This window comes from Streptomyces sp. NPDC001514 (assembly GCF_053597075.1).
In genome coordinates this window covers 263,698-289,034 of record NZ_JBSFHO010000003.1, presented here as the reverse complement: position 1 = coordinate 289,034, position 25,337 = coordinate 263,698, and the positions used below count along the sequence as shown (strand labels likewise).

The window sequence follows — 25,337 nt, the reverse complement described above, 5'->3', positions numbered from 1 at the left end:
GCGCGGGGCCCTCCGGGCGAGTCGGCGCGGGCCCCTCGGGCCTGTGGCGCGTGCCCCTGGGCCCGTCGCGCGGGGCGTCAGCTCCCGAGGAGCCGTTCCCCCCGCCCCGCGGGCTACGCGGAGCGCGCCGCGCGCAGGAGGTTGTGGAGGGTGCGGGCCGTGGGTTCGTCGCGGGCCGCGGTGAAGGGGAGGGCGTTGGCGCCCGTGATGCGGAAGGGCTCGCCCGTGAGGGTCAGGTCGGTGCCGCCCGCCTCGTGGACGAGGAGGAGGCCCGCCGCGTGGTCCCAGGCGTTCTCCCAGGAGAAGGCGACCGCGTCGAGCTCGCCGCGCGCGACCGCGAGGTACTCCAGGCCCGCGGAGCCGCACGGGCGGCCGTGGATGCCGTCGGTGCGAAGGGCGAGGAGGGCCTGCTTCTCCTCGGGGGTGGTGAAGTCCGGGTGGGACATGGCCACTTCGAGCACCGCTGCGGGCTCGGGAGCGCCCGACCGTATCGGCACCCCGTCGACGCGGGCTCCGTGCCCGCGCACCGCGACCGCCATCTCGTCCAGCGCAGGGGCGTACGTCCAGGACGCGAGCACCTCGCCGTGGCGCGCGAGCGCGACGAGCGTGCAGAAGCCGGGGTCGCCGTGGACGAACTGGCGCGTACCGTCGACCGGGTCGACGATCCACACCGGCGCGTCGCCCCGCAGCGCGTCGTACACCGCCGGATCGGCGTGGACCGCCTCCTCGCCCACCACAACGGAGCCCGGGAGCAGCGCCGTCAGCGACGCGGTGAGGTGCTCCTCCGCGCTGCGGTCGGCGACCGTCACCAGGTCGTGCGGGCCGTTCTTCTCGACGATCTCGTGCGCCGCGAGCTGCCGGAAGCGCGGCATGATCTCGGTGGCGGCCGCCTTGCGGACCGCCTCCTCGACCAGGGCAAGGTTGCCGGACTCCCAGGGGTTCCCGGTCTTCCCGGACAGAAACTCTTCGGTCATGCGTCCAGCAAAGCACGCCCGACTGACATCCCCGCCGACGCCCGGTGAACGGGTGGTGGACAACAGACCTACTCCGGGCCTCCCTGAGCTGAACGCCCGGTGTCTGCTCAGCGGCCTACCGCATAACCCTGCATGCCGCGCGGGTTCGCCGCCGCCGACAGCACACTCGTTTCCGGGTCCCGGGCCACAGTGCACAGCCGGCCCTCCGACCATGCCCCGCCCACCGTGACGTCGTGGCCCCGCCGGCGCAGCTCCGCGACCACCGCCGGGTCCATCCGCGATTCGACCGTGACGGAACCGGGCCGCATCGAGCGAGGGTAGAACGATGAAGGGAAGCCGTCGTTGTGCCAGTTCGGGGCGTCGATCGCCCCCTGCAGATCCAGCCCGCCGCGCACGCGTCCCCGCAGCGCCACGGCCAGGAAGAAGTGCACCTGCCACTGGTCCTGCTGGTCGCCTCCCGGCGTACCGAACGCCATCACCGGCACCCCGTCCCGCAGTGCGAGCGACGGCGTCAGGGTGGTCCGGGGGCGCCGCCCCGGCGTGAGCGAGTTGGGCAGGCCCGGGTCCAGCCACGCCATCTGCAGCCGCGTGCCCAGCGGAAAGCCCAGTTCCGGAACGACCGGGTTGGACTGGAGCCAGCCACCGCTCGGCGTGGCCGCGACCATGTTGCCCCAGCGGTCGACCACGTCGAGGTGGCAGGTGTCGCCCCGGGTGCCGCCGTCATCGGCCACGGTCGGCTCCCCCGCCCCGGCGGCCCGGACGCCCGGCGCGCCGAAGCCGGGCTCCCCCGCCGCCACCGCGAGGGCGTGCGCGGCGAGCACGGGCACCCGCCCGCCGGGAGCGCCGGGCCGCAGCTCGTACGACGCCTTCGCGCCGATCAGCGCCCGCCGCTCCGCGTTGTACGGCTCCGACAGCAGCGCCTCGACGGGCACCTCGGCGGCGTCGCCGTACCAGGCCTCCCGGTCGGCCATGGCCAGCTTGCAGCCCTCGACGAGGAGATGGACGTACTCGGCGGAGCCGTAGGCCGGCAGTTCCGGCGGCAGCAGCGCCAGCTGCTGCAGGAACGCCGGGCCCTGGCTCCAGCCGCCCGCCTTGCACACCGTCCAGCCGCGCCAGTCGTACGTCACCGGCGCCTCGTACGTCGCCGACCAGCCCGCCAGATCGGCCCTCGTGAGCGTGCCGGTGTGCCGGGTGCCGCTGGTGTCCATGGTCGGGATGCCCGACTGGCGTACGAGCGCCTCGGCGACGAAGCCTTCGCGCCACACCGCCCGCGCCCGCTCGATCTGTTCGGCCCTTTCCCCGTCGCCCGCCTCCTCGACGAGGCGCCGCCAGGTCGCGGCCAGCGCGGGGTTGCGCAGCAGTTCGCCGGGGCGCGGCGCCCTGCCGCCCGGCAGGTACACCTCCGCGGACGAGGTCCACTCGGTCTCGAAGAGTGCGCGTACGGTCTCCACGGTCCGCCCCACCCCCTCGACCGGCGCGTGCCCGTCCTCGGCGTACCCGATGGCGTACCGGAGCACCTCGGCGAGCGTCTTGGTCCCGTGGTCACGGAGCAGCACCATCCACGCGTCGAACGCGCCGGGTACGGCCGCGGCCAGCGGCCCGGTCCCGGGGACGAGATCGAGGCCGAGCGCCCGGTAGTGCTCGATCGTGGCGCCCGCGGGGGCCGGCCCCTGCCCGCACAGCACCCGCACCTCGCCACCCGCCGGGGCGAGGACGATCGGAACCTCGCCGGCGGGGCCGTTGAGGTGGGGCTCGACCACGTGCAGCACGAAGCCCGCGGCGACGGCGGCGTCGAATGCGTTCCCGCCGTCCTCCAGGACGGCCATCGCGGACTGGGAGGCCAGCCAGTGGGTGGAGGACACCATGCCGAAGGTGCCCTGAAGGGTCGGCCGGGTGGTGAACATGTGCGGGGACTCCTTCACCGGGCGGAAGCGGATGCGGCGCCTCCGGGCAGCGTACGCGCGCGTGCTGCGCACACGTGAGGGCCGTACGTGCGTGCGTGCGTGCGAAGGATCCACGAGGGATGCACGGGAATCGTCGGCCGCACGGCCGGTGTTCTGCTGACAGTACGCAGAGGCTGGAGGCGGCGCGGTGCACGGTGAGTACAAGGTCCCGGGCGGCAAGCTCGTCGTCGTCGATCTCGACGTCGTGGACGGCGCCCTGCGCGACGTCCGGGTGTCGGGCGACTTCTTCCTCGAACCCGACGACGCTCTCCGCGCCATCGACCGCGCCCTGGAAGGCGCCCCCGCCGACACCGACGCGGCCGGCCTCGCGCTCCGTGTCGACGCGGCGCTGCCGCCCGGAACCGAGATGTACGGCCTGACGACCGAGGGTGTCGGCGTCGCCGTCCGCCGCGCCCTCGCGCACGCCACCGATTGGACCGACCACGCCTGGCAGCTCATCCGCGACGAACCGCAGCCGCCCGCGCTCCACATGGCCCTCGACGAGGTCCTCACCGCCGAGGTCGCTGCCGGGCGGCGCCCGCCGACGCTGCGCGTATGGGAGTGGGGCGCGCCGGCCGTCGTCATCGGGAGCTTCCAGTCGTTGCGCAACGAGGTCGACCCGGTCGCGGCCGAGCGCCACGGCATCACGGTGGTGCGGCGGATCTCCGGCGGCGGCGCGATGTTCGTCGAGCCGGGCAACACCATCACGTACTCCCTGTCCTTGCCCGGCTCGCTCGTCTCCGGGCTGTCCTTCGCGGACAGCTACGCCTATCTGGACGACTGGGTACTCGGCGCGCTCGGCGACATGGGCATCAAGGCCTGGTACCAGCCGCTCAACGACATCGCCACCGACGCCGGCAAGATCGCCGGCGCGGCGCAGAAGCGGGTGGTGGACGGCGAGGCGGTGCTCCACCACGTGACGATGGCGTACGACATCGACGCCGACAAGATGGTCGATGTGCTGCGTATCGGCCGCGAGAAGCTCTCCGACAAGGGCACGAAGAGCGCGAAGAAGCGGGTGGATCCGCTGCGCCGGCAGACCGGTCTGCCGCGCGAGGCGGTCATCGAGCGGATGATCGACTCGTTCCGCGGCCGGTACGGGCTGACGGCGGGGAAGGTGACGGACGAGGAGATGGCGCGGGCGCGGGAGCTGGTGGCGACGAAGTTCGCGACGCAGGAGTGGACCGCGCGCGTACCGTAGCCGTTCCGCGCACCGGATCCGTCCCGCTTACCGTGGCCGTCCCGCGCACCGGATCCGTCAGGCGCACGGGAGGCGTCCGGCCCACGGGACGTCAGAACGCCTGTGGGTGGCGGAAGAGCCGACCCGGGTCGTAGGCCGCCTTCACCCGGGCAAGACGGTCGGCGTTCGCGCCGTAGTACGCCCGGCGCCAGTCCGGCAGCTTGGGGTCCGTGTAGTTCTGGTACGCCTGGCCGCTCGCCCAGGGCCGCATCGCCCCGTGCGTACCGTCGAGCCAGGCCTGGTGCCGGGCCACGGTGGTCGCGGAAGCGCTGTCCGGCCACGAGACGATGTACTGGGCCAGGAACAGCGCGTTGCGGTGCACGAACGCCGTGTCCGCCGGCCGGATGCGCCCCACCGCGCCGCCGAGGGCGTCCAGGGCGATGCTGCCCGCGCCGCCTCCACCGAGAGCGGCCAGCTTTTCGACCCGGGCGAGCAGGGCGTTGACACCGTCGGCCGGGATGCGGCGGGTGTAGAAGTCCGAGCGTGCTGCGTACGATTCGCGCGCCATCCGGCCCTGGGGAGTACGACCGGGCAGGTTCCCCTTCTGGTGGGCCTGGGCGATCGTGAAGCCCGAGACGCCGCCCATCACCTTCATCGCGTCCATGAACGGCCGGGTGCGCACGGACACGGACCGTGCGGGCGTGCCGATGGCGCCGGCGAGCCGGTCGAGGCGGTTCTCGAGGTCCCCGCGTGAGGCGAGGCTCAGGCCGCCCACCCGCACCGATCCCGGCCGTCCGCCGACCGGAGCGGCCAGGTGCAGGTTGGCCCATATCTCCTCGGGTGCGGTGGGCGCCCAGCGCTGCCACTCGCGCACCACTGCCTCGGCCCTGGACCACGGCCAGCTGAGGAAGAACGTGGTGCACTGCGGCGCCGCGTGGGTGCGCAGCCGCAGCTCGGTGACGACGCCGAACTGGGCGTTGCCGCCGCCGCGCAGGGCCCAGAACAGATCGGGGTCGTGCTGCGCGTCCACGTACCGGATCCGGCCGTCGGCGGTGACGACACGGGCGCCGGTGACGCTGTCGCTCGTCAGACCGTACGCGCGGCTGACGACGCCGATGCCGCCGCCGAGGGCGAGCCCGGAGATGCCCACGGTGGGACAGGACCCGGCGGGCACGGTCCGCCCGCGGGCCGTCAACCGGTCGTACACGTCGATCAGTTTGGCGCCGGCGCCGATCGTCGCCGTACCCCCCGAGAGCGAGACGGACGCCATCTTCTGTACGTCGACGATCAGGCCGGGCCCGGACGACCAGCCGGCGTACGAGTGGCCGCCGCTGCGCACCGCGACGGGCACGCCGTGCCGGCGGGCGAACTCCAGGCAGCTGCGTACGTCCTCGGGCCGTGCGCAGTACGCGATCCCGGCCGGCCGCAGCCCGTCGAACCGGGGGTTGAAGAGCCTGCGGGCGGTGTCGTAGTCGCGGTTCCCGGGCCGTACGAGCGTCCCGTCCAACCCCCGTGCCAGAGCGGTCCAGTCGCCCGCGCGAGGCGGGCGGGGAGCCCGGGCCCCCGCGGTCGTACCCACGCCCACGCCCACGGCAGCAGCCGCGCCCAGCAGGCCGCGACGGGTGAACCCGCCCGTCCCCGTGCCTCCCGCACCCGCTGCCGTCCCGGTCCCCCGCCGCACCGTCTCGCCCATCGCCCCGTCCTCACCCTCGCCCTCGGTTGGCATCCGGAGGGGAGGATGACGTCAGGGCGTGGCGGGTTCCCGTCAGCCGGAGGGAGACACCGGGGCGGACGGAGACACCGGGGCGGACGGTGCGGGCGGCAGGTCGTAGACGTTGCCGGGAGTCACGATGGAGGTGATGGCCTTTGCGAAGAGCGTGCTGTTCTCGTTGCCCTGATAGCCGGTGTCCGTGTTGCTCAGCACGACCAGCGTCGCCTGCGCCGAGGGCAGATAGACCACCACGGACTGGTAGCCGGGCAGTGAACCGTTGTGCCCGATCCAGCCGTGGTTGGTGAAGATGCCGAGGCCGTATGCGGTGCCGGGAAAGCCGGTGGGCAGCGCCCGCAGTCGCTGCGCCTGGGTCGCGGGCTTGAGCAGGGTGCCCGTCGCGACGATGCGCGCCCACGCACGGAGGTCGGACAGATCCGAGATGATCGCGCCGGCGGCCCAGGCCCAGGACGGATCCCAGTCGGTCGCGTCCGCGGTCTCACCGTTCGCCGTCTGATTGGTGTAGCCGTGCGCGTGCGGCACGGGGAACTCGGCCCCGTCGGGGAAGAGCGTGTGGTCCAAGTGGCTCGGTTCCAGCACATGCTTCTTCAGGTAGTCGGCCAGCCGCTCGCCGCTCATCTTCTCCACGACCAGGCCGAGCAGGATCGTGTTCGTGTTGGAGTACTGGAACTGCTGGCCGGGCTCGGCAGTCGGGGGGTGCTTGAAGGCGTAGTCGAGCAGTTGCTGCGGGGTGAACCGTCGGTCGGGGTCGGAGAGGAAGGCCTTGTCGAAGTCCGGATCCTCGGTGTAGGAGAAGAGCCCGCTGCGCATCTCGGCCAGTTGGCGCAGGGTGATCCTGTCTCCGCCGGGGACGCCCGTCACGTATCTCGACACCGGGTCGTCGAGACGGAGCTTTCCCGCGTCCACCAACTGCAGGAGCGCGGTCACGGTGAAGGTCTTGGTCTCGCTGCCGATCCGCATGCGCAGGCCGTCCGACATGGCGGCGCCGCTGCTCTTGTCCGCGACGCCGAACGCACGGACGTAACTGCCCTTCCCCGGGATCCACAGCCCCACGATGGCGCCGGGCACGCCGGCCTGACGCAGCGTCCGGGTGACGGCCTTGTCGAGCTGTGCCGACACCGAGGGCGTCAGCGCGCGGACCGAAACGCTGGGAGACGGCGTCGGAACCGCCGCTGCCGGTGGGGCGGAGGCCGGCGAAGTGGTGCATGCCGGGGCGCCCAGCAGCCCCGCGACGACCAGTACTGTCGCTGTGATTCCGGAGGACAGACGTGCCATGCGCCACAACGTACGTCGCGGATACGCGTCCCACGGCGAGACCGGGCCCGGCACTGACCCGTTCGGCAGCGGGGACTTCGCCGTCCCGACGTGTGCTCAGCCGGCTCCGCGCACCAGAAGCAGCAGTGCGTCAGTGAGGTCCTCCGCCGGGGAGCCCGTCGCCAGGCGGCGGAGTTGGAGGCCCGTGACGAGGGCGACGGTCGTCGCGGCGAGGCGCTCGGCGTCCGGGACGCCGAGGGCGCTGAGGATCTGCGCGGCGAGGCGGTCGTACGCCGCGAAGCACTCCGCCGCAGCCTCGCGCAGCCGGTCGTCGCGGCCCGCCTGGACGTACAGCTCGAAGGGTGCGATGTGTTCGCTGTCGAAGGCGGTACCGCCCGCGACCTGTGCCGCGAGGGCGGCCGCGCCGTCGATGTCGACACCCTCGGCCTGGCCGGCGTCGGCGAGTTCGGTGAAGCGCCGGGTCTCTTCGCGCACGAAGTGCAGCAGCGATTCACGCAGCAGCTCGTGCTGGCTGGTGAAGTGGTAGGTGACCGAACCGAGCGAGACCCCGGCCTCCTTGGCGATCCGCCGGTTGGTGACCGCGGCGATGCCGTCCCGGCCGATGATGCGCAGGACGGCACCGATGATGCGCTGCCGGGTCGGGGGCGGGGACGTGACGGGCGAGGACATGACAGGTGAGGATGTGGCGGCCGGGGATATCGCGGGTGGGGATATGACGGGCGCGGCGGGCTCGCTGGACATGCGCGTCATTGTTCCACCGGCGCGCTCCAGGTGATCAGGGGGTCGGGGCACTTCTCGTACCAGCGGCGGTCGGCCTCGAGCTGGGCGGCCAGGGAGATCAGCCGCTCCTCACCGCCCGCGGGCCCGAGGAGCTGCGCGCCGACGGGCAGTCCGTCGGCGGTGAACCCGGCGGGGACGTTCACGCCGGGCCAGCCGAGGACGTTCCACGGCCAGGCGTACGGACAGGCCGCTGCCATGATGGCGTTGGTGCGCCAGGTGCTGAGCCCGTCGAAGGTGCCGATGGCGGGCGGGGGCGCCGCCGTGGTCGGGGTGAGGACGACGTCGTACGTGTCGAAGATGGCGCCGATGCGACGGTGCTGGCGGGCCTCGCGGGCACGAGCGGCACGCACGATCCTGCCGCCGAGGAGCCGGCCGTTCCGCATGGCGGTGCGCGTGCGTGGGTCGAGCAGGCCTGGCTCGGGGTGCAGGGCGGCGATCTCGGCGACGCCCGCCGTGCCGCGGGGGACGAAGCCGAGTCCGATGAGGCCGTAGCGGGGCCTGGCCTCTTCGACGTGGTGGCCGAGGCGGGCGAGTGCCTCGGCGAGCTCGGTCACGGCGCGGCGCACGTCCGGGTGGGGTCTGGCTCCGGTGAGGGTGAGCGGGGGCCGCCAGGCGAGGGCGATGCGCAGTCGGCCGGGGTCGCGGCGGGCGGCGGCGGAGGCGTCGATGGCATCGGGCCGGTGGAGGTCCTCGGGATGCGCGCCCTGGACGACGTCGAGGAGCAGGGCGGCGTCGGCGACGGTGCGGGCCAGGGGGCCGTTGACGGCGAGGCCCTGGAACGCGTCGAGATGCGGGTGGAGCGAGACCCGGCCGCGCTGGGGTTTGATGCCGACGAGATGGGTCCAGGCGGCGGGGATCCGGATGGAGCCGGCTCCGTCGGAGCCGAGCGCGGCAGGTACGAGCCCGGCGGCGACCGCGGCCGCCGAGCCGCCGGACGAGCCGCCGGGGGTGTGTCCGGGTGACCAGGGGTTGCGGGTGGCTCCGAAGGCGGGTCCCTCGGTGAACGGCCACTGGCCCAGCTCGCAGGCGTTGGTCTTGCCCACGATGACGGCCCCGGCCGCGCGCAGCCGTCGTACGGATTCACCGTCGGCGGGGGCCGGGGCGAGGTCGCCCCGGCAGCCGAACAGCGTGGGCAGCCCGGCCACATCGGTGTCGTCCTTGACGGCGAGGGGGACGCCGAGCAAAGGCAGTTGCTCCCCCGCGGCGAGCCGCCGGTCGGCGGCCTCGGCCTCGGCGAGCGCGGCCTCGGTGCGTACGTGCCGGAAGGCGTTGAGCACCGGTCGGCTCGCCTCGATGCGCTCGAGCGACGCGGCTACGAGCTCTCGCGCGGTGATCTGGCCCTCCCTCAACTTCCTTGCCTGTTCGGCCAGTCCCGAGAAATCTGCTGTGGACATGCCCACCCTGTGCTCCTTATTGTTCGTTCGAACGAACAGAACTGGAGGGTAACCAGATGCGCATCACCGGATCAACCGTTCTGCTCACCGGTGTCACCGGTGGCATCGGCGCGGCCCTGGCCGCCGAACTCGCCGCGCGCGGCGCAAAGTTGATCCTCACGGGGCGACGCGCCGAGGCCCTCGAACCTCTCGTGGCACGCTACGACGCCCGGGGCATCGTCGCCGATCTGGCCGACCCCGACGATGTCGAACGACTCGCTCACGAGGCGGCCGGCACCGAGATCCTCGTCGCGAACGCCGCCCTGCCCTCCAGCGGCGAACTCCTCGACTACACGCCGGACCAGATCGACCGCTCCCTCGCGGTCAACCTTCGCGCGCCCGCCATGCTGGCCCGTCTGCTCGCCCCCGCCATGGTCGAGGCGCGCCGCGGCCATCTGGCCTTCGTCGGCTCGATGTCCGGCAAGACGGCGACCAAGTACTCCGCTCTCTACGACGCCACCAAGTTCGGGCTGCGGGGCTTCGCGCTCTCGCTGCGCCAGGACCTCCACGAGCACGGCGTCGGGGTCTCCCTCGTCCAGCCCGGTTTCGTACGCGACGCGGGCATGTTCGCGGCGACGGGCGCCGAGGCCCCGGCCGGCCTGCGTACGGTCTCGCCCCGCCAGGTCGTCGCGGGTGTCGTGCGCGCCATCGAACGCGACCGCGCCGAAATCAACGTCGCCCCCGTCGAGATGAAGGTCCTCACCGCGATCGGCGGCCAGTTCCCGGGCTTCTCCGAACGCGTCCAGCGCCGCGCGAGCGGCGCCGAGCGCACGCTCCGCCGCATCGTGGAGGCCCAGCGCGACAGCCGCTGACCGCTTCGTCCCGCCGGGCAGGCGGGACTGTCAGACACCCTTGCTACGGTCGGCCGCATGTTCGCAGTACGGGAATTCACCGGCGACTTCGAGACGCATCTGACCGTGCGCCCGCCCCGGACGCCGGTCGAGGACGAGCGGCTCGGCACGTGGGCCGCCGACCACGGTCTGAAGCTGACCCGCATCGTCCTCGACCGGGGTGCAACCCCCGACCAGCCGATGCTCACCGGCAGGGGCAGCGGCGGACTCGGCGGTCAGCTGGCCGCCGCACACCGCACGGCCCGGCAGCTGGGTGAGGCGGGCTTCCCGGTGATACGCACCAAGATCGAGGCGGCTCCGTGGAACGAGGACGTGCCACGCACCGCGGCCGAGGCCCGGCAGCTCCCGTCGCACTGCGGCTTCGAGCACCATGTGAAGCTGCTGCTGGACGACGGTGAAGCGATCGCGGCGGTCCGGGCCGTGGCGGAGGCGCACGACGCCCATGTCTCCCGCAACGCCCGCCGTGGGCTCCGGCACGGCCGGCACGAGCGGTTCGTCACGCAGCGCTGCCACGGTGTCGGCCGCTCCGAGGCGCGCCGCAGTCTCGACGGACTCCTCGCCGCTCTCTCGGCCGCCGGTTTCCGGTACGTGGAGGTGGAGGAGGAGTTCGTCGTCCACGACGACCGTCCGTCGGTCGACGCCGGCTGGATCGTCGGCGCGGGTCGATGACGGGCGTGGAGTCGCTGCGGAAGGCAGCTCTCGACCATGTGCTGCGGCTGATCGCCGATGCGCCGTGGGGCGAGGGACTGGTGCTGCGCGGCAGCATGCCGTTGCAGGCCTGGCTCGGACCCGCGGCACGCGAGCCCGGCGATCTGGACTGGATCGTGCACGCGCCCGGCCCTGTCTCGTTCCCGGATCCGCTGAGCCCGTATCCGTACGTCGACGACGTCGAGACGGTGCAGCAGTGGCCCGAGGCCGTGGACGGTGCTGCGCGCTACGAGATATGGGGCGAGGAGGAGTTCTCGACGTACGGGACGCGACCGGTGCTCCCACCCGAGGGGCTGCGCTGGGTGGACGCCGAATGCTTCGACGGTGCGCCCTCACCGGCGGACGAGCTGGTCGAGGCGGTCCGCAGCAGCCCGGTCGCGCCGGGCGGTGTCACTCTCGACGCCGACGGTGTGCGGGAGGACGGGCTCTGGGGCTACGGCACCCTGAACGAGTACTCCTGGGACTACGGGTCACCCGGTATGCGGATGTTCCTCCCGTGGCGGGTCTCGGGGGCCGGGGCCGGTGGGCCACAGGGTGAGATCCAGATCGACTTCGCGCTCGACGAGACCCTTCACGACGCCCCGGTGTGGACGGCTGTCCCGCGCGGCGACGGTGGCCCGCCCACGCCGGTGCGTACCGCCGGCCGCGAACTGTCCCTGGCCTGGAAGCTGTTGTGGCTCTGCACCGACTGCGCGGAGGAGGGTATCGGCGGCGGCAAGGACCTGTACGACGCGGTGCTGCTGGCCGAGTGCCCGGAGACGCGGCTCACCCGGCGGCTGCTGCGCAGGGTCCTCGGTTCACACGCCCCCGGCTTGGGGCCTGAAACCGTACGCGGCTGGCAGGTGGACCGAGAGGGCTGCCCCGGGGACCCGGACCAGCTGCGGGAGCGGCTGGTCCGGGCGCTCGGGCCGGTGTTCAGCGGTCGGTGACAGCTCTGCGCTCGGGCAGCATCAGCAGCGTGTACAGCAGCAGCGCCGCCGCGAGCCCCACCGCCCAGCCGTAGTCCGCGAGCGGCTTCAGGAAGGGGATCAGCCCGTCCTCCGGGAAGGGCCCCTTGCCCGGCTGGGAGTGGGAGCCGCCCACGGCCAGAATCCCGCCGACCGCAAAAGCGGCCAGCGCCCGCCAGTTCCAGCCGGACGCGTACCAGTAGCGGCCACCCGGCCGGTAGAGGTCCGCCAGCTGGAGGCGGGTGCGGCGGACGATCCAGTAGTCGGCGATGAGGATGCCCGCGACCGTGCCGAGGAGCCCGCCGACCAGACCCAGCCAGGTGAAGATGTAGAGCTCGGGGGTCTCGGTCAGCCTCCACGGCATCATGAGGACGCCGACGACCCCCGTGATCAGTGCGCCCGTACGGAAGTTGATGAAGCGCGGAGCGAGGTTCGCGAGGTCGTACGCGGGCGAGACGACGTTCGCCGCGATGTTCACCGAGATCGTCGCGATCAGCACGGTCACGAGGGCGAACAGCAGCCCGAAGACGTTGTCGGTCTTGGCGGCGAGCTGGACCGGGTCCCAGATCGGCGCCCCGTACACCGCCTGGGATCCGGAGGTGACAAGCACGGACAGCAGGGCGAACAGCGTCATGGTCGTCGGCAGCCCGAGCGTCTGGCCCCAGACCTGGGCGCGCTGGCCTGCGCCGAAGCGGGTGAAGTCCGGGATGTTCAGCGAGAGCGTGGACCAGAAGGCGATCATGCCCATGAGGGAGGGGAAGAAGACGGTCCAGAAGTCGGCGCCCCAGCCCAGTTCGGACGGCTGGTCGAGCAGCGGTCCGAAACCGCCCGCCTTGACCGCGATCCACACGAGCAGCACCAGCGCGCCGACGATGACGAACGGCGCCGCCCAGTTCTCGAACCGCCGCAGGGTCTCCATCCCCCGGTAGATGATGGCCAGTTCGAGTGCCCAGAAGAGCACGAAGCAGAGCCAGAGCGTCCACGGCTGGCCACCGACCTCCGCCGCGCCGGTCCAGCCGCCGAAGATCTTGCCGAGCAGGACGAAGATCCCCTGCCCGCCGATCCATGTCTGGATACCGAACCAGGCGCAGGCCACGCCGGCCCTGATCAGCGCCGGGAGGTTGGCCCCGCGCAGCCCGAAGGAGGCGCGGGCGAGCACCGGGAAGGGAATGCCGTATTTCGGCCCCGCATGCCCGGTGAGCAGCATCGGCAGCAGCACGATCACATTGGCCAGCGCGATCGTGAAGACGGCCTGCTTCCAGTCCATGCCGAGCGCGACGAGCCCGGAGGCGAGCAGCCAGGACGGGATGTTGTGGGCCATGCCGACCCAGAGCGCGGCGAAGTTGTACGTCGTCCAGTGGCGGCGGGCGACGGGGACGGGAAGCAGATCGGCGTTCACGAACCGGCTGTCGTCGGGGACGGCGTCGGGTGCGAGTTCGACGCGTCCGTCGAGGCGGGGCGTGTGGGGAGGGGTGGGGGTCGGAGGTATGGCGGCGGTGCCGGTCATGGGCGGACCCTTTCGGTGGGGTTGCGTGTGCGGACGGGCTCCGGTGGAGCCCGTCCGGCGTTCAAGGACGGACACGCAGGTCGACCGGACGGAACCGGTGCACTTCGAAGCCCGCCCGAAGGGCACGCGGGGCCTGGGGCGAAGCCCTCACGGGGTCAGCCCAGCGCAGGGATGACGTGCTCCCCGTACGCGTCGATCGTCGCTTCCTTCGCGTCGTGCATCGCGTACACCGCGAACTGGTCCACGCCCAGCTCGCGCAGCGCCTTCAGCTTCTCGATGTGCGCGGACGCGGGCCCGAGCAGACAGAAGCGGTCCACGATCTCGTCGGGCACGAAGTCCGTCGACGGGTTCCCGGCGCGCCCGTGGTGGCTGTAGTCGTACCCGTGCCGTTCCTTGATGTACGCGGTGAGCGCCTCGGGCACCATGTCCGAGTGCTCGCCGTACCGGGCGACGAGATCGGCGACGTGGTTGCCGACCATCCCGCCGAACCAGCGGCACTGGTCCCGTGCGTACGCCAGGTCGTCGCCGACGTACGCGGGCGCCGCGACGCAGATCGTGATCGAGTCCGGGTCGCGCCCGGCATCTGCCGCCGCGTCGCGCACCGCCTTCACCATCCATTCGGTGAGGTAGAGATCGGCGAGCTGCAGGATGAACCCGTCGGCCTTCTGCCCGGCGAGGGCCAGCGCCTTCGGGCCGTACGCCGCCATCCACACCGGCAGCTTTCCGCCCCGCACCCAGGGGATCCGCACCGGCTGTCCGTCGACGACGGCCTCCCGGCCCTCGGCGAGGTCGCGGATGACGGGGATGGCCTCGCCCAGACGGGCCAGGGTGTTGGGCTTGCGGCCGGCGACGCGCATCGCGGAGTCGCCGCGCCCGATGCCGCACACCGTCCGGTTGCCGTACATGTCGTTGAGCGTGGCGAAGGTCGACGCGGTGACCTCCCACGTCCTGGTGCCGGGGTTGGTGACCATGGGGCCGACGTGCATCTTCTGGGTGTGTTCCAGGATCTGGCTGTAGATGACGAAGGGCTCCTGCCAGAGCACCACCGAGTCGAAGGTCCAGCCGTACCGGAAGCCGTTGCGTTCCGCGCGCCGCATCAGGCCGACGACCGCCGAGGCGGGCGGGTCTGTCTGCAGGACGAGTCCGAAGTCCACCGGGACCTCCTAGTTCAGGTACTGACAGGTGGAGCGGGGGGTGTACACGCCGTGTCCGGCCCGGCCGGTGAACTCCCGCTGGTCGATGACGACTTCGCCGCGCGAGAGGACGGTTTCGACCTGTCCGGTGATCCGTTTGCCCTCGTAGGCCGAGTAGTCGACGTTCATGTGGTGGGTCTCGGCCGACAGGATCTGCGAGGCGCCCGGGTCGTAGATGACGACGTCGGCGTCGGCACCGGGCGCGATCGTGCCCTTCTTCGGGTAGAGCCCGAACATCCGGGCGGGCGTGGCGCAGGCGATCTCGATCCACCTCCGCCTGCTGATGTGTCCGTCGAGCACCGCCTGGTGGAGCAGGTCCATGCGGTTCTCCACGCCCGGCAGCCCGTTGGGGATCTTGGAGAAGTCGCCCCGGCCGAGCTCCTTCTGGCCGACGAAGCAGAAGGGGCAGTGGTCGGTGGAGACGACCTGGAGGTCGTTGGTGCGCAGCCCTCGCCAGAGCGCCGCCTGGTGCTCCTTGGGCCTCAGCGGCGTACTGCACACGTACTTCGCGCCCTCGAAATCGGGCTCGGCGAGATTGTCGGTGGAGAGGAAGAGGTACTGCGGGCAGGTCTCGCCGAAGACGTTGAGCCCCTTGTCACGGGCGGCGGCGAGCTCGGCGACGGCCTCCTCGGCGGAGACGTGGACGACGTACAGCGGGGCACCGGCGACGCGGGCGAGCTGGATGGCCCGGTGCGTGGCCTCGGCCTCCAGCAGCGCCTTCCGTACTTCGCCGTGGTAGCGGGGGTCGGTCTCGCCGCGGGCCAGGGCCTGTTCGACGAGGACGTCGATCGCGATGCCGTTCTCGGCGTGCATCATGATCAGCCCGCCGTTGCCGGTGCCGCGCTGCATGGCCCGCAGGATCTGTCCGTCGTCGCTGTAGAAGACGCCGGGGTAGGCCATGAAGAGCTTGAAGGAGGTGACGCCCTCCTCGACGAGCAGGTCCATCTCCTTGAGCGACGACTCGTTGACGTCGGAGAGGATCATGTGGAATGCGTAGTCGACGGCGCAGTTGCCGTCGGCCTTCGCGTACCAGGCGTCGAGTCCTTCGCGCAGGCCGTGGCCGACCGACTGGACGGCGAAGTCCACGATGGTGGTGGTGCCGCCCCAGGCGGCGGCCCGGGTACCGGTCTCGAAGGTGTCGGAGGCGAACGTGCCGCCGAACGGCAGCTCCATGTGCGTGTGGCCGTCGACGCCGCCCGGGATGACGTACTTCCCGGTGGCGTCGATGGTGCGGTCGGCGGTCCAGCTCTCGGCCGCCGTGGAGCCGTGCGCCGCGAGGGCGGCGACGCGTCCGTCCTCGATGAGGACGTCGGCGTGGATCTCGTCGGCGGCGGTGATGACGAGTCCGCCGCGGATCAGGGTGCGGTTGCTCATGGTTTCCCGGTCTCCCTCGCATGGGACGAACGCATGGGACGGACTAGACGCTGCGCAGGGCCCGTTCGAGGATCGCGGCCCCTTCCTCGGCCTCCGCGACGGTGAGCGACAGCGGCGGTGCGATCCGCAGCACGCTGGTGTTGTGTGCGCCGCCCTTGCCGATGAGCAGGCCGCCTTCGCGGGCCGCTTCCAGTACGGCGGTCGCGGCTGCCGGGCTCGCCTCGTCCGTGCCGGGCTTGACGAGCTCCACGCCGATCATCAGTCCGCGGCCGCGCACTTCGCGGACGGCCGGGACGGCGGCGGCGATGGCCCGCAGCCGCTCGATCAGGAGTCCGCCGACGCGGCGCGCGTTGCCCTGCAGGTCGTGTTCGAGGAGGTACGTGAGGTTCGCGAGGCCGGCCGCCATGGTGACGGGCGAGCCGCCGAAGGTGGAGATGGAGTTGGCGTCGATGCAGTTCATGACCTCGGCGCGGGCGACGACTCCGCCGACGGACATGCCGTTGCCGATGCCCTTGGCGAAGGTGAGGATGTCCGGCGGGCCGCTCGCGGCGTGGGCCTGCCAGCCCCAGAAGTGGTCGCCGGTCCTGCCCCAGCCGGTCTGCACCTCGTCGGAGATCCACAGGATGCCGTGCCGGTTCAGTACCTCGCGGAACGCGGCGTACAGCCCGTCGGGCGGGGAGGTGAAGCCGCCGACGCCCTGGATGGGCTCGGCGATCAGCGCGGCGACGTCGTGGGTTTGGCCGAGCAGGTCCTCCAGGTCGGCGACGCAGGCCTCGATGAACTGCGCGTCGGACAGCTGGGCGTACGGCCCCCGGGTGCGGACGCCGCCGTGCACGTACAGCGTCTGCAGCGGGGACAGCCCGGTCGGGGACCAGGAGCGGTTGCCGGTGATGGAGACGGCCGAGAAGGAGCGGCCGTGGTAGCTGTTGCGCATCGCGAGGATCTGCCCCGACCTGCGGTACGCGGTGGCAAGGAGCAGGGCGGTGTCATTGGCCTCGGTGCCGGAGGTGGTGAAGAAGACGCGGGCGTCGGGGATTCCGGAGAGGGCGGCGACGCGCTCGGCGAGCTCGACCATGGGGCGGTTGAGGTAGAGCGTGGAGGAGTGGATGATCCGCCCGGCCTGTTCGCTCACCGCCTTGGTGACCTCGGGAAGCGCATGGGCGGTCATGGTGGTGAGGATGCCGCCGAAGAAGTCGAGGTAGCGGTTGCCGGCCGCGTCCCAGACGTGGCGGCCCTCGCCGTGGGTGATCTCGACGGGCTGCTGGTAGTAGAGGGCGACCCAGTCGGGGATGACGGCCCGGTGCCGGTCGTACAGGTCGCTCACGGCTGCATCAGCCCCTCGTAGGCGTCGGGCCTGCGGTCGCGGTAGAACGCCCACTGCTGGCGGACCTGCTCGATGAGCCCGAAGTCGAGGTCTCTGACGATCAGTTCCTCCTCCTTGTCGCTGGCGACGTCGCCGACGAACTGGCCGCGCGGGTCGACGAAGTAGCTGGTGCCGTAGAAGTCGTTGTCGCCGTACTCCTCCTGGCCGACGCGGTTGATCGCGGCGATGAAGTACTCGTTGGCGACGGCGGCCGCGGGCTGCTCCAGCTGCCAGAGGTAGGCCGAGAGGCCGCGCGAGGTGGCTGACGGGTTGTACACCAACTGGGCGCCGTTGAGGCCGAGCTGGCGCCAGCCCTCGGGGAAGTGGCGGTCGTAGCAGATGTATACGCCGACCTTGCCGACGGCGGTGTCGAAGACGGGCCAGCCGGCGTTGCCCGGCTTGAAGTAGTACTTCTCCCAGAACCCCTTGACCTGCGGGATGTGGTGCTTGCGGTACTTGCCGAGATAGGTGCCGTCGGCGTCGATGACCGCGGCGGTGTTGTAGTAGAAGCCGGAGCCCTCGACCTCGAAGACGGGGACGACGATCACCATGCCGGTCTCCCGGGCGAGGTCGCGCATGCGCAGGACCGTGGGGCCGTCCGGGACGGGCTCGGCCCAGCGGTAGTGCTCCGGCTCCTGCACCTGGCAGAAGTACGGCGCGTTGAAGACCTCCTGGAATCCGATGACCTTGGCGCCCTGCCGGGCCGCCTCGCGGGCGTGCTCCTCATGCTTGGCGATCATGGATTCGGTGTCGCCCGTCCAGGTCGCCTGGACGAGTGCGGCGCGTACGACGTTGGTCATGAGCTGCTCCTTCGACAGGACGTCAGAGAGCCTCTACGCACGTAGACACGATGCGTAGGAGGAGAAAGTAAGCCCCGTCACACACTGGGGCAAGACCATCGTCGTCAACCCGCAGTGTCGATCATGTTTCACACCTGTGCGGTCGACAATCAGCGTATACCGTACTTTTTCAACCGTTGATGATCCCTGCGACGCGCAGGGCGTGCACCAGATCGCGCTCCCGCTCGGGCGACACGGCGCGGGCGGCGAGGAGCAGTTGCGGTACGAGCCTGCGGGGGTCGGGGGCCGCGAGCTGTGCGGCATCCTCCGGACTACGGGCCCGGACGAAGGCGGTGAGCAGGGCCTCCGCCTCACTGCGGTCGCCGGCCTCACCGAGGGCGAGCACGGCGTCGGCGATCTCGGCGGCGGGGCGGGCGACGCCCTGGCGCAGCAGATGCCCGCAGTCCTCGGTCCTCCCGGCCGCCGCGAGCGCCCCCGCGGCGGCGGCGAGCTGCCCGGGCGGCAGCGACGCGGCCTCCCAGAGCAGCGTGGCCCAGTCGGCTCCGAGACCCGCCCGGTGCAGCTCCGACGCCAGCACCGGCAGCCAGGCGGCGGGGCGGGCCGCGGCTTCGCACAGCACGGCATGCGCCTCGCCGCCCCGCCCCTCCGCGCGCAGCTGCACGAGGGCGACGACGGTCTCGGCGGCGGCGCGGCGCGACTCGGCGCCCGCCGCCTCCGCTCCCGGGCGCCCGCGTGCGACACGCTGGGGCGGCACCTCCTGCTGGTCCTCGCCCCCGCCGAACCGCGCCCCCCTCGGCCGCTCTTCGGCAACGGGCAGTCCGGGGACGCCGACGGCCTCGCCCTCGCCCTCGTCCCCGTCGCCGCCCTCGTCCAGCCACGCGTACCGGGCCCCTCGCGGCCGCCGCTTCCTTCCTGGCCGCTTCCGCTCTCCGCCACGGCCGTCGTCAGAAGGGCCGTGCGCGACCGCGGGGGCCCCGACCGGGGACGCCGCCGGAGCACCTTCGTCTGCGCCATCCAGCCGGAACCATGCGGCGGGCAGAGCCGACGCAGGCCGCCCGCCCGGCCCTTCGCCGGTCCGGCCGCCCGGGGCGTGCGGCGCCCCGTCGGCCCACTCCCCCGCCGCGGCGGCCGGCGCCAGGGCCGCGAGGCGGGCCGACAGCTCCGCACAGCGAGCCGTCGCACGGGTGTGGTCGTCGTTCGTCCAGGACAGTTCGTGGGCGAGGTGCTGGTACTCGGCGGTGCCCTCGGGCAGGGCGGCCAGCCGGTGCAGGAGTTCCTGGGCGCGGTCCTCCGCGTACGCCTGCTCGCGGCGCATCAGCTCCAGGCGCTCCTGGAGGGCCTCCGGCCCCCCGGACAGCCGGTCGTGCGCGGCGGCCGCGGCCGAGTGCAGGGCCCGGGCGCGCACCGTCTCGCCGCCGTCGGCCGGGAGGTCCTGGAGGAGCGACTCCACCACGTCCCAGGGCGGGATCTCCGCGCCCTGCAGACAGGCGGCCAGTCCGTCGGGGTCGCGCTGCCAGAAGACGCCGTACCAGCCGCCGCCCCGGTCGAGGCGCTCGGCCAGCTGCCTCAGATATCGCGCGAAAACCCCTACTTCCACGGGGAGTTGATGCACCACCATCTCCGCCTGCCCTCCGCACCCGGTTGGCAGGCATTCGACCTCAACCGTGTTACGGGACGGCTACGCGGAGTTTTCGGGGGCGGAGCGGAAGGCTCAACACGGGCCGAGCGCCACTGCGATGCCCGTGTGCGGGCGCCTGCCGAGGCGTACGACGGCGGCGGGCCGGTCGACGAGCCAGAACTGCCAGGTGTACTTACGGGCCAGGAGCTTCCGGACCTTCTTCAGGTCCGCGTCGTCCAGCAGCCGCGCCGTTCCCTCCACGGCCTCGGCGCCCTCCGCGACCCGTCCGCGCACATCGCACGCGGCCACGGTGACACGGCCGTCCCTGCGCAGCCGCTTGACCTTCCACGAGTCGGAGCGGGTCCAGACGTACAGCTCACGGCCCTCGACGGCGAACCACACGGGCGTCGCGACGCCCGTCCCGTCCTTCCGGAACGTGGTGAGGCTGATGTATTTCGCGCGGTCGAGCTCCTGGAGATCCACGGGCGCGAGACTACGCCTCACCGGGCCGAGTGGGAATCGAAGGCCGCCCTCGCCTCCGCCAGCGCGGCCGCATGGGCCCGTGTCCAGGCGCAGGCGGTGTCGAGCGGGCCGAGCAGCGAGCGGCCGAGCGCGGTGAGTTCGTATTCGACGCGCGGAGGGTTCTCGTCGTACGCGGTCCTCGCGAGGAAGCCGTTGCGCTCCATCGACCGCAGGGTCTCGGTGAGCACCTTGGGGGTGATCCAGTGGAGCGGTACGCGCAGTTCGGAGAAGCGGCGCGGCCCGTCCTCCAGGCAGCGCAGCACCCATGCGGACCATTTGTCGCCCACCCGGAACGGCCGCGAACCGGGCTCGGCGAAGCAGTCGGCCCCGGGGAACATGTCGGCACGCAGGGGCTCGCGGGTGAGGGACATGTCCTCAGACGCTAGCCCAGTACCGTTGAAGTAACCAGGCATGTCCGTTCTACCGTCCGGGCCATGAGCGACATCATCATCTTCGGAGCAGGTGGACGGGTCGGCCGGGCGGCCGTGACGGAGGCGGTCGCGCGCGGCCACCGGGTGACGGCGGTGGTGCGTGACCCCGCGAAGTACCCGGCCCTGGGCGGAGACGGCATCACGGTCGTACGGGGCGACGCGACCGATGCGGCGTCGGTGGCGGCACTCGCGGCCGGCCACGACGCCGCGATCAACGCATCGGCGCGGCTGGACATCCCGTCCGACGCATACTTCACCGCGACGGCGAAGGCCCTGGTCGCGGGCCTGGGCGAGGCAGGCGTCCGGCGCCTGCTGGTGCTGGGCATCGCGACGACGCTGGAGGCCTCGTCCGGCGTACGGATCATGGACGCGCCGGACTTCCCGGCGGAGTACCGGGCGTTCTCGCAGGGCCATGTCGCCGAGTTCGAGGTGCTGTCCACGGCGGATCCGGCGGCACTGGACTGGCTGATGGTCGTGCCGCCCATGCAGCTCGACGCCGAGGCCCCGCGGACCGGGGGCTACCGGACGGCGATCGGCACGGTGCCGGACGGTCCGGGCCGTATCTCGCACGCGGATCTGGCGATCGCACTGCTGGACGAGATCGAGTCGCCGCGCCACAGCCGGGTGCAGTTGGCGGTCGCCGCGTAGGCACGCGGTGACGCGCGCACGGCTGCGCGGCTGCGGTGCTGCGCGGCGACGCAGCTATGCGGCTATGCGGCTACGAGATCACGCGTTCACAGGGGCACGAGCGCGCAGCGCGTCACGAGGTCGTCCATGGACAGGCCGAGCGTCCCGGCCAGCGCGGCCACGGTGAAGAAGGCCGGGGTCGGGGCGCGGCCCGTCTCGATCTTGCGGAGGGTCTCGGCGGAGAGCCCGGCGGCCGCCGCGACCTCCACCATGCTGCGGGGACCGCGCGCCTCGCGGAGCAACCGGCCGAGCCGCTCGCCGCGTTCACGCTCTTCGGGGGTCAGGGGCGTACGAACCATGCCGTTATTGTAATACCGCCTCGACCGGTATAGTAATTGGTATGGTGGAGATCAAGACAGACACATCCCTGGACGCCATGCGGGCCGCCGGCCGGGTCGTCGCACAAGCCCTTGCGGCGGTACGGGACGCGGCGGCCGTGGGTGTCACACTCCGGGCCCTGGACGAGACCGCCCGGACCGTTCTGCGCGAGGCCGGCGCGGGCTCGCCCTTCCTGGGCTACCGGCCGGACTGGGCCCCCATCCCCTTCCCCGCCGTCGTCTGCACGTCCGTCAACGACGCGATCGTGCACGGCATCCCGGACGGTCACCGGCTTCGCGACGGCGACCTCGTGAGCATCGACTGCGGCGCGGTCCTGGGCGGCTGGGTCGGTGACTCGGCCATCAGCTTCACCGTCGGGCGCCCCCGCTCCGCGGACGTCCGCCTCGTCGACACGGCCTACGAGGCCCTGGAAGCCGGCATCGCCGCCGCGGTCGTCGGCAACCGCATCGGGGACATTGCCCATGCGATCGGCCGGGTCTGCCGGGCTGCGGGGTACGGCATCCCGTCCGGCTTCGGCGGCCATGGCGTGGGCCGCACGATGCACGAGGACCCGAGCGTTCCGAACGAAGGCCGCCCGGGCCGCGGAATGCCGCTGCGCCACGGGATGGTCCTCGCGATCGAGCCGATGCTGATCGGAGGCGGCGGCGACGGCTACTACACCGATCGCGACGGCTGGACGCTCCGTACGTCGGACGGCTCACGGGCGTCCCATGCGGAGCACACCGTGGCGATCACGGACGAGGGCCCGCGCATTCTGACCGCCCTCTGAGCACTCGGCGCCGGGCGCTCACGCCCGGATGTCGTCGCAGGCGATGGGCAGATGGCGGGGGCCGCGCAGGACCGCGTTCTGCCGGTACTCGGGCGGGTCCTCCAGCAGCCGGGGGTTCACGAGCCTGCGGGCCAGCTCGCTCAGCGCGAGCTGAGCCTCCAGCCTGGCGAGCGGCGCACCGAAGCAGCTGTGGACGCCGCTGCCGAAGCCCAGGTGCTGGATGTCCGTGCGGTCCGGGTCGAAGCGGTCGGGGTTCTCGAAGCGCTTCGGGTCGCGGTTGCCGGCGGCCACGACGAGCCACAGTGACGCGCCCTTGGGGATGGTGACGCCGTCGACGTCGATGTCCGTGAGCGTGGTGCGGTTCGGCACCAGCTGCACCGGCGGCTCGAAGCGCAGCAGCTCCTCCACGACGGGGACCGCCAGCTTCGGGTTCTCGCGCAGCCGCTGGAGCACGTCCGGGTTGCGCAGGAGCGTCAGCATCCCGTTGGTGATCAGATTGACCGTGGTCTCGTGGCCGGCGATCAGCAGCAGGGCCGAGGTGCTCAGCAGCTCCATGGTCGACATGGATCCGTCCGGACCGTGGAGCGTGGCCAGTTCGGAGAGCATGTCGTCCCTGGGGTTCTTGCGGCGTTCCTCGATGAGGCCGGCCAGATACATGCCGAGTTCCGTCCGGGCCTGCTGAGTGATCTTGTTCCGCTCGGTCGGGTCCTGCCCTGGCATCGGGTCCAGGCTGGCGGCCAGGGTGTCCGCCCAGGTGTGGAAGCGTGACTCGTCCTCGCGCGGCACACCGAGCAGCCGGCAGATCACGGTCACCGGGAACGGGTACGAGAACTGCTCCACCAGATCGATCCGGTCCGTGTTCCCGATGCCCTCGATGAGCCCGGAGACGATCTCCCCCAGTTCGTCGCGCATCTCGTGGACGCGGCGCGGCTTGTGGGGCGGTCCGAACGACGTGTTCGTCATCCGGCGCAGCCTGTCGTGCTCCGGGGGGTCGAGCCGGATGAAGCTGGGCGGCAGGCTCGAATCATTCTGCTCGTCGAACCCCGGGCCCCCGGGCACGGCCAGATTGTGGGGGTCGGAGCTGACCCGCGGGTCGTGCAGCAGGCTCAGGATCTCGTGGTAGGTGCTCACCACATAGGCGCCGTCGCCCTCGCTGTGGACCGGGGTCCTGCGGAGCTCCGCGTACAGCGGGTAGGGGTTGTGACGGTTGCCGTAGTCGAGGATCTGCCGCAGCAGACTGTCCTGGGTCATGACCAGTCCTTGGGGTCGCGCACGGCGTCAGTGCCGGCCGGGTGTGAAGGTGATCCGCCGGTCGGACGGCGAATAGCCGCTGAGGGTGACGGTCGGTGCGTGGGTGGGCACCGACGGGTCGGGGAAGTCGGCCGGCACGGGTCGCATGCCCTCGGTACGGCGGTCCACGGTCGGGAACTGCGGCGGGAACGGCGCCGTGGCCTCGATCAGCCGCTCGTAGAACGGCAGCCACCGCGCCTGGTCGAAGGTGACGGCGCCGATGACGCGGTCCTGGAACCCGTACACACCGACGAATCTGCGCTCGGCGAGCGAGCCCTGTGAGATGAGGATCTCCGTGCCCATGGACGGCACGCCGACCGATTTGATGTTCACGCCGAACTGCGAGGACCAGAAGGCCGGGACCCAGATGTGGGGACGGCGCTCCACGCTCTCGCAGAGCATGTTGTGCGCCGCGGTCTCGGCCTGGCTGACGGCATTGCCCCAGTGCTCCAGGGACAGGAACTGGTACGCGAACAGCGGGTGGGGGGACCGTGCCACGTCACCGGCCACGAAGACGTCGTCAGTGACGATGCCCCGGATGTCGAAGGCCCGGCAGCCGGCGTCGCAGGCGATGCCCCGGGGCCCCGCGCCCAGGCCCGAACCGGCGAGCCACTCGGTGTTGCGCGTCGCGCCGAGCGAGACGACCACGACGTCGGTCTCCACGGTGGAACCGTCGGAGAGGTGGGCCGCTCGGACGCGTCCCGCCGAGTCGCCCTCCAGGGCGGTGACCATGACACCGCAGCACAGGTCCACTCCGTTCTCGCGCTGCAGCTCGGCGGCGACCTCGCCGACGACGCCGCCGAGCGCACCGACGAGCGGCGCGGCTCCGCGTTCGGCGACGGTGACGGGCAGGCCGCGCTCACGGCAGGCGGAGGCGATCTCCGAGCCGGTGAAGCCTGCGCCGATCACGAACACCCGGCGGGGTCCTTGCGCGAGCCGTCGGTGCAGCGCGGTCGCGTCGTCGCGGGTGCGCAGGACGAAGACGCCGTCGAGCCCGGCTTCCGTCTCCTTCGGCCACGGGCGCGCGCGTACGCCGGTGGCGATGAGCAGCCGGTCGTACTCCACTTCGTCGCCGTCGGCCAGCCGCACCCGCTTGGCCGCCATGTCCAGCCCGGTGGCGGGGACACCCAGCCGCCACTGCGCGTCCAGTTTCCGGCGCCGGGGCAGAGCGGTGCGTTCGGGAGTCGCCACGTCCAGAAGGACCTGCTTGGACAGCGGGGGCCGGTCGTAGGGCTCGTACGGCTCGTCGCCGATCAGCGTGAGCGAACCGGCGAAGCCCTCGTCCCGCAGGGTTTCCGCGGCCCGGAGACCGGCGAGGGAGGCGCCGACGATCACGATGCGCCCTTCGCGTTTGAGCCATGTCAGGAATCCGTCACTGTGCATGTGAGGCCTCCTCCGCCGGCGTGTCCCCGTCGAGCTCGTCGATGAGAATGGCCTGGACCGGGCACGCGGCAGCGGCTTGTTTCACGTGCTCCAGCTGTTCCACGTCGGCATGCGGGTTGTAGAGCAGCGCCTCTTCGCCGTGCATGGCGAACACATCGGGAGCGAGGAACGCGCACTGCGCGTACCCCTGGCATCGGTTGAGATCGACGACAAGCCTCACCGAGATCCGTCCTTCCTGGAC

24 protein-coding genes are annotated in these 25,337 nt (G+C 71.9%); 6 read left to right on the top strand and 18 right to left on the bottom strand.

The annotated features are described in order from the left end of the window. Positions 1–113: 113 nt before the first annotated feature. Positions 114–974 carry an inositol monophosphatase family protein gene (locus tag ACWCXB_RS05825; protein ID WP_450719379.1) on the bottom strand — a complete coding sequence of 287 codons (861 nt, stop codon included), beginning with the start codon at positions 972–974 and terminating at the stop codon, positions 114–116. A gap of 107 nt (positions 975–1,081) precedes the next feature. After that, on the bottom strand, positions 1,082–2,878 hold the full coding sequence (locus ACWCXB_RS05820) for a gamma-glutamyltransferase family protein (RefSeq protein ID WP_450719377.1): 1,797 nt from the start codon (positions 2,876–2,878) through the stop codon (positions 1,082–1,084). 187 nt (positions 2,879–3,065) lie between these two features. On the opposite strand from ACWCXB_RS05820, the gene ACWCXB_RS05815 reads away from it, so the two are divergent. Beyond that, positions 3,066–4,118: a lipoate--protein ligase family protein gene (locus ACWCXB_RS05815; RefSeq protein ID WP_450719375.1), complete on the top strand. Its 1,053-nt coding sequence runs from the start codon at positions 3,066–3,068 to the stop codon at positions 4,116–4,118. 91 nt (positions 4,119–4,209) lie between these two features. Here the strand turns inward: ACWCXB_RS05815 and ACWCXB_RS05810 are convergent, their stop codons facing one another. The 4 genes from ACWCXB_RS05810 to ACWCXB_RS05795 all read right to left on the bottom strand — a co-directional run bounded on the left by ACWCXB_RS05810 (position 4,210) and on the right by ACWCXB_RS05795 (position 9,275). Further along, positions 4,210–5,823 (bottom strand): FAD-binding oxidoreductase, encoded by a 1,614-nt coding sequence (locus tag ACWCXB_RS05810; RefSeq protein ID WP_450719373.1) that lies wholly within the window; start codon positions 5,821–5,823, stop codon positions 4,210–4,212. Between the two features lie 39 nt (positions 5,824–5,862). Then, positions 5,863–7,101, bottom strand: coding sequence for a serine hydrolase domain-containing protein (locus tag ACWCXB_RS05805; protein ID WP_450719371.1), 1,239 nt, complete (start codon positions 7,099–7,101; stop codon positions 5,863–5,865). A 96-nt stretch (positions 7,102–7,197) separates the two neighbouring features. Beyond that, positions 7,198–7,770: a TetR/AcrR family transcriptional regulator gene (locus ACWCXB_RS05800; protein ID WP_450719369.1), complete on the bottom strand. Its 573-nt coding sequence runs from the start codon at positions 7,768–7,770 to the stop codon at positions 7,198–7,200. A gap of 77 nt (positions 7,771–7,847) precedes the next feature. After that, positions 7,848–9,275, bottom strand: coding sequence for an amidase (locus tag ACWCXB_RS05795; RefSeq protein ID WP_450719367.1), 1,428 nt, complete (start codon positions 9,273–9,275; stop codon positions 7,848–7,850). A 56-nt stretch (positions 9,276–9,331) separates the two neighbouring features. Between ACWCXB_RS05795 and ACWCXB_RS05790 the strand changes: the two genes are divergently transcribed. Genes ACWCXB_RS05790 through ACWCXB_RS05780 form a run of 3 tightly spaced genes read left to right on the top strand, consistent with a single transcriptional unit; the run spans position 9,332 to position 11,802 of the window. Next, complete coding sequence (locus ACWCXB_RS05790; RefSeq protein WP_450719365.1) at positions 9,332–10,126, top strand: SDR family NAD(P)-dependent oxidoreductase; 795 nt, start codon at positions 9,332–9,334, stop codon at positions 10,124–10,126. A 57-nt stretch (positions 10,127–10,183) separates the two neighbouring features. Then, complete coding sequence (locus ACWCXB_RS05785; RefSeq protein ID WP_450719363.1) at positions 10,184–10,834, top strand: hypothetical protein; 651 nt, start codon at positions 10,184–10,186, stop codon at positions 10,832–10,834. Further along, a complete protein-coding gene (locus tag ACWCXB_RS05780; RefSeq protein WP_450719361.1) occupies positions 10,831–11,802 on the top strand; it encodes a nucleotidyl transferase AbiEii/AbiGii toxin family protein in 972 nt (323 codons plus the stop codon). Before ACWCXB_RS05785 ends, ACWCXB_RS05780 begins: the two co-directional genes overlap by 4 nt. On the opposite strand, the gene ACWCXB_RS05775 is transcribed toward ACWCXB_RS05780, so the two are convergent. The 8 genes from ACWCXB_RS05775 to ACWCXB_RS05740 form a co-directional block, all read right to left on the bottom strand. Then, complete coding sequence (locus ACWCXB_RS05775; protein ID WP_450719359.1) at positions 11,789–13,327, bottom strand: NCS1 family nucleobase:cation symporter-1; 1,539 nt, start codon at positions 13,325–13,327, stop codon at positions 11,789–11,791. The two genes, ACWCXB_RS05780 and ACWCXB_RS05775, sit on opposite strands and share 14 nt — an antisense overlap. A gap of 155 nt (positions 13,328–13,482) precedes the next feature. Beyond that, positions 13,483–14,481: a TIGR03842 family LLM class F420-dependent oxidoreductase gene (locus tag ACWCXB_RS05770; protein WP_450719357.1), complete on the bottom strand. Its 999-nt coding sequence runs from the start codon at positions 14,479–14,481 to the stop codon at positions 13,483–13,485. 9 nt (positions 14,482–14,490) lie between these two features. Then, complete coding sequence (hydA, locus tag ACWCXB_RS05765; protein ID WP_450719355.1) at positions 14,491–15,894, bottom strand: dihydropyrimidinase; 1,404 nt, start codon at positions 15,892–15,894, stop codon at positions 14,491–14,493. 43 nt (positions 15,895–15,937) lie between these two features. Next, positions 15,938–17,218, bottom strand: coding sequence for an aspartate aminotransferase family protein (locus tag ACWCXB_RS05760; protein WP_450719353.1), 1,281 nt, complete (start codon positions 17,216–17,218; stop codon positions 15,938–15,940). Beyond that, complete coding sequence (locus ACWCXB_RS05755; RefSeq protein WP_450719351.1) at positions 17,215–18,057, bottom strand: nitrilase-related carbon-nitrogen hydrolase; 843 nt, start codon at positions 18,055–18,057, stop codon at positions 17,215–17,217. Before ACWCXB_RS05755 ends, ACWCXB_RS05760 begins: the two co-directional genes overlap by 4 nt. A 169-nt stretch (positions 18,058–18,226) precedes the next feature. After that, positions 18,227–19,654: a UL36 very large tegument protein gene (locus tag ACWCXB_RS05750; RefSeq protein WP_450719349.1), complete on the bottom strand. Its 1,428-nt coding sequence runs from the start codon at positions 19,652–19,654 to the stop codon at positions 18,227–18,229. 114 nt (positions 19,655–19,768) lie between these two features. Next, on the bottom strand, positions 19,769–20,158 hold the full coding sequence (locus ACWCXB_RS05745) for a PPOX class F420-dependent oxidoreductase (RefSeq protein WP_385420414.1): 390 nt from the start codon (positions 20,156–20,158) through the stop codon (positions 19,769–19,771). 17 nt (positions 20,159–20,175) lie between these two features. Further along, positions 20,176–20,568, bottom strand: a complete 393-nt coding sequence (locus tag ACWCXB_RS05740; protein WP_450719347.1) for a winged helix-turn-helix transcriptional regulator — start codon at positions 20,566–20,568, stop codon at positions 20,176–20,178. A 63-nt stretch (positions 20,569–20,631) separates the two neighbouring features. Here ACWCXB_RS05740 and ACWCXB_RS05735 point away from each other — a divergent pair, with 63 nt between their 5' ends. Next, positions 20,632–21,276: an NAD(P)-dependent oxidoreductase gene (locus ACWCXB_RS05735; protein ID WP_450719345.1), complete on the top strand. Its 645-nt coding sequence runs from the start codon at positions 20,632–20,634 to the stop codon at positions 21,274–21,276. 86 nt (positions 21,277–21,362) lie between these two features. Here ACWCXB_RS05735 and ACWCXB_RS05730 read toward each other — a convergent pair whose 3' ends face one another. Then, entirely contained in the window at positions 21,363–21,614 is a 252-nt protein-coding gene (locus ACWCXB_RS05730) for a helix-turn-helix domain-containing protein (protein WP_450719343.1), read from the bottom strand. Between the two features lie 41 nt (positions 21,615–21,655). Between ACWCXB_RS05730 and map the strand changes: the two genes are divergently transcribed. Then, positions 21,656–22,423, top strand: coding sequence for a type I methionyl aminopeptidase (map, locus tag ACWCXB_RS05725; RefSeq protein ID WP_450719341.1), 768 nt, complete (start codon positions 21,656–21,658; stop codon positions 22,421–22,423). Positions 22,424–22,441: 18 nt separating this feature from the next. Here map and ACWCXB_RS05720 read toward each other — a convergent pair whose 3' ends face one another. Genes ACWCXB_RS05720 through ACWCXB_RS05710 form a run of 3 tightly spaced genes read right to left on the bottom strand, consistent with a single transcriptional unit; the run spans position 22,442 to position 25,316 of the window. After that, positions 22,442–23,674 (bottom strand): cytochrome P450, encoded by a 1,233-nt coding sequence (locus ACWCXB_RS05720; RefSeq protein ID WP_450719339.1) that lies wholly within the window; start codon positions 23,672–23,674, stop codon positions 22,442–22,444. 27 nt (positions 23,675–23,701) lie between these two features. Further along, complete coding sequence (locus tag ACWCXB_RS05715; protein ID WP_450719337.1) at positions 23,702–25,096, bottom strand: NAD(P)/FAD-dependent oxidoreductase; 1,395 nt, start codon at positions 25,094–25,096, stop codon at positions 23,702–23,704. Beyond that, positions 25,086–25,316, bottom strand: a complete 231-nt coding sequence (locus ACWCXB_RS05710) for a ferredoxin (RefSeq protein ID WP_450719539.1) — start codon at positions 25,314–25,316, stop codon at positions 25,086–25,088. Before ACWCXB_RS05710 ends, ACWCXB_RS05715 begins: the two co-directional genes overlap by 11 nt. Positions 25,317–25,337 lie beyond the last annotated feature (21 nt).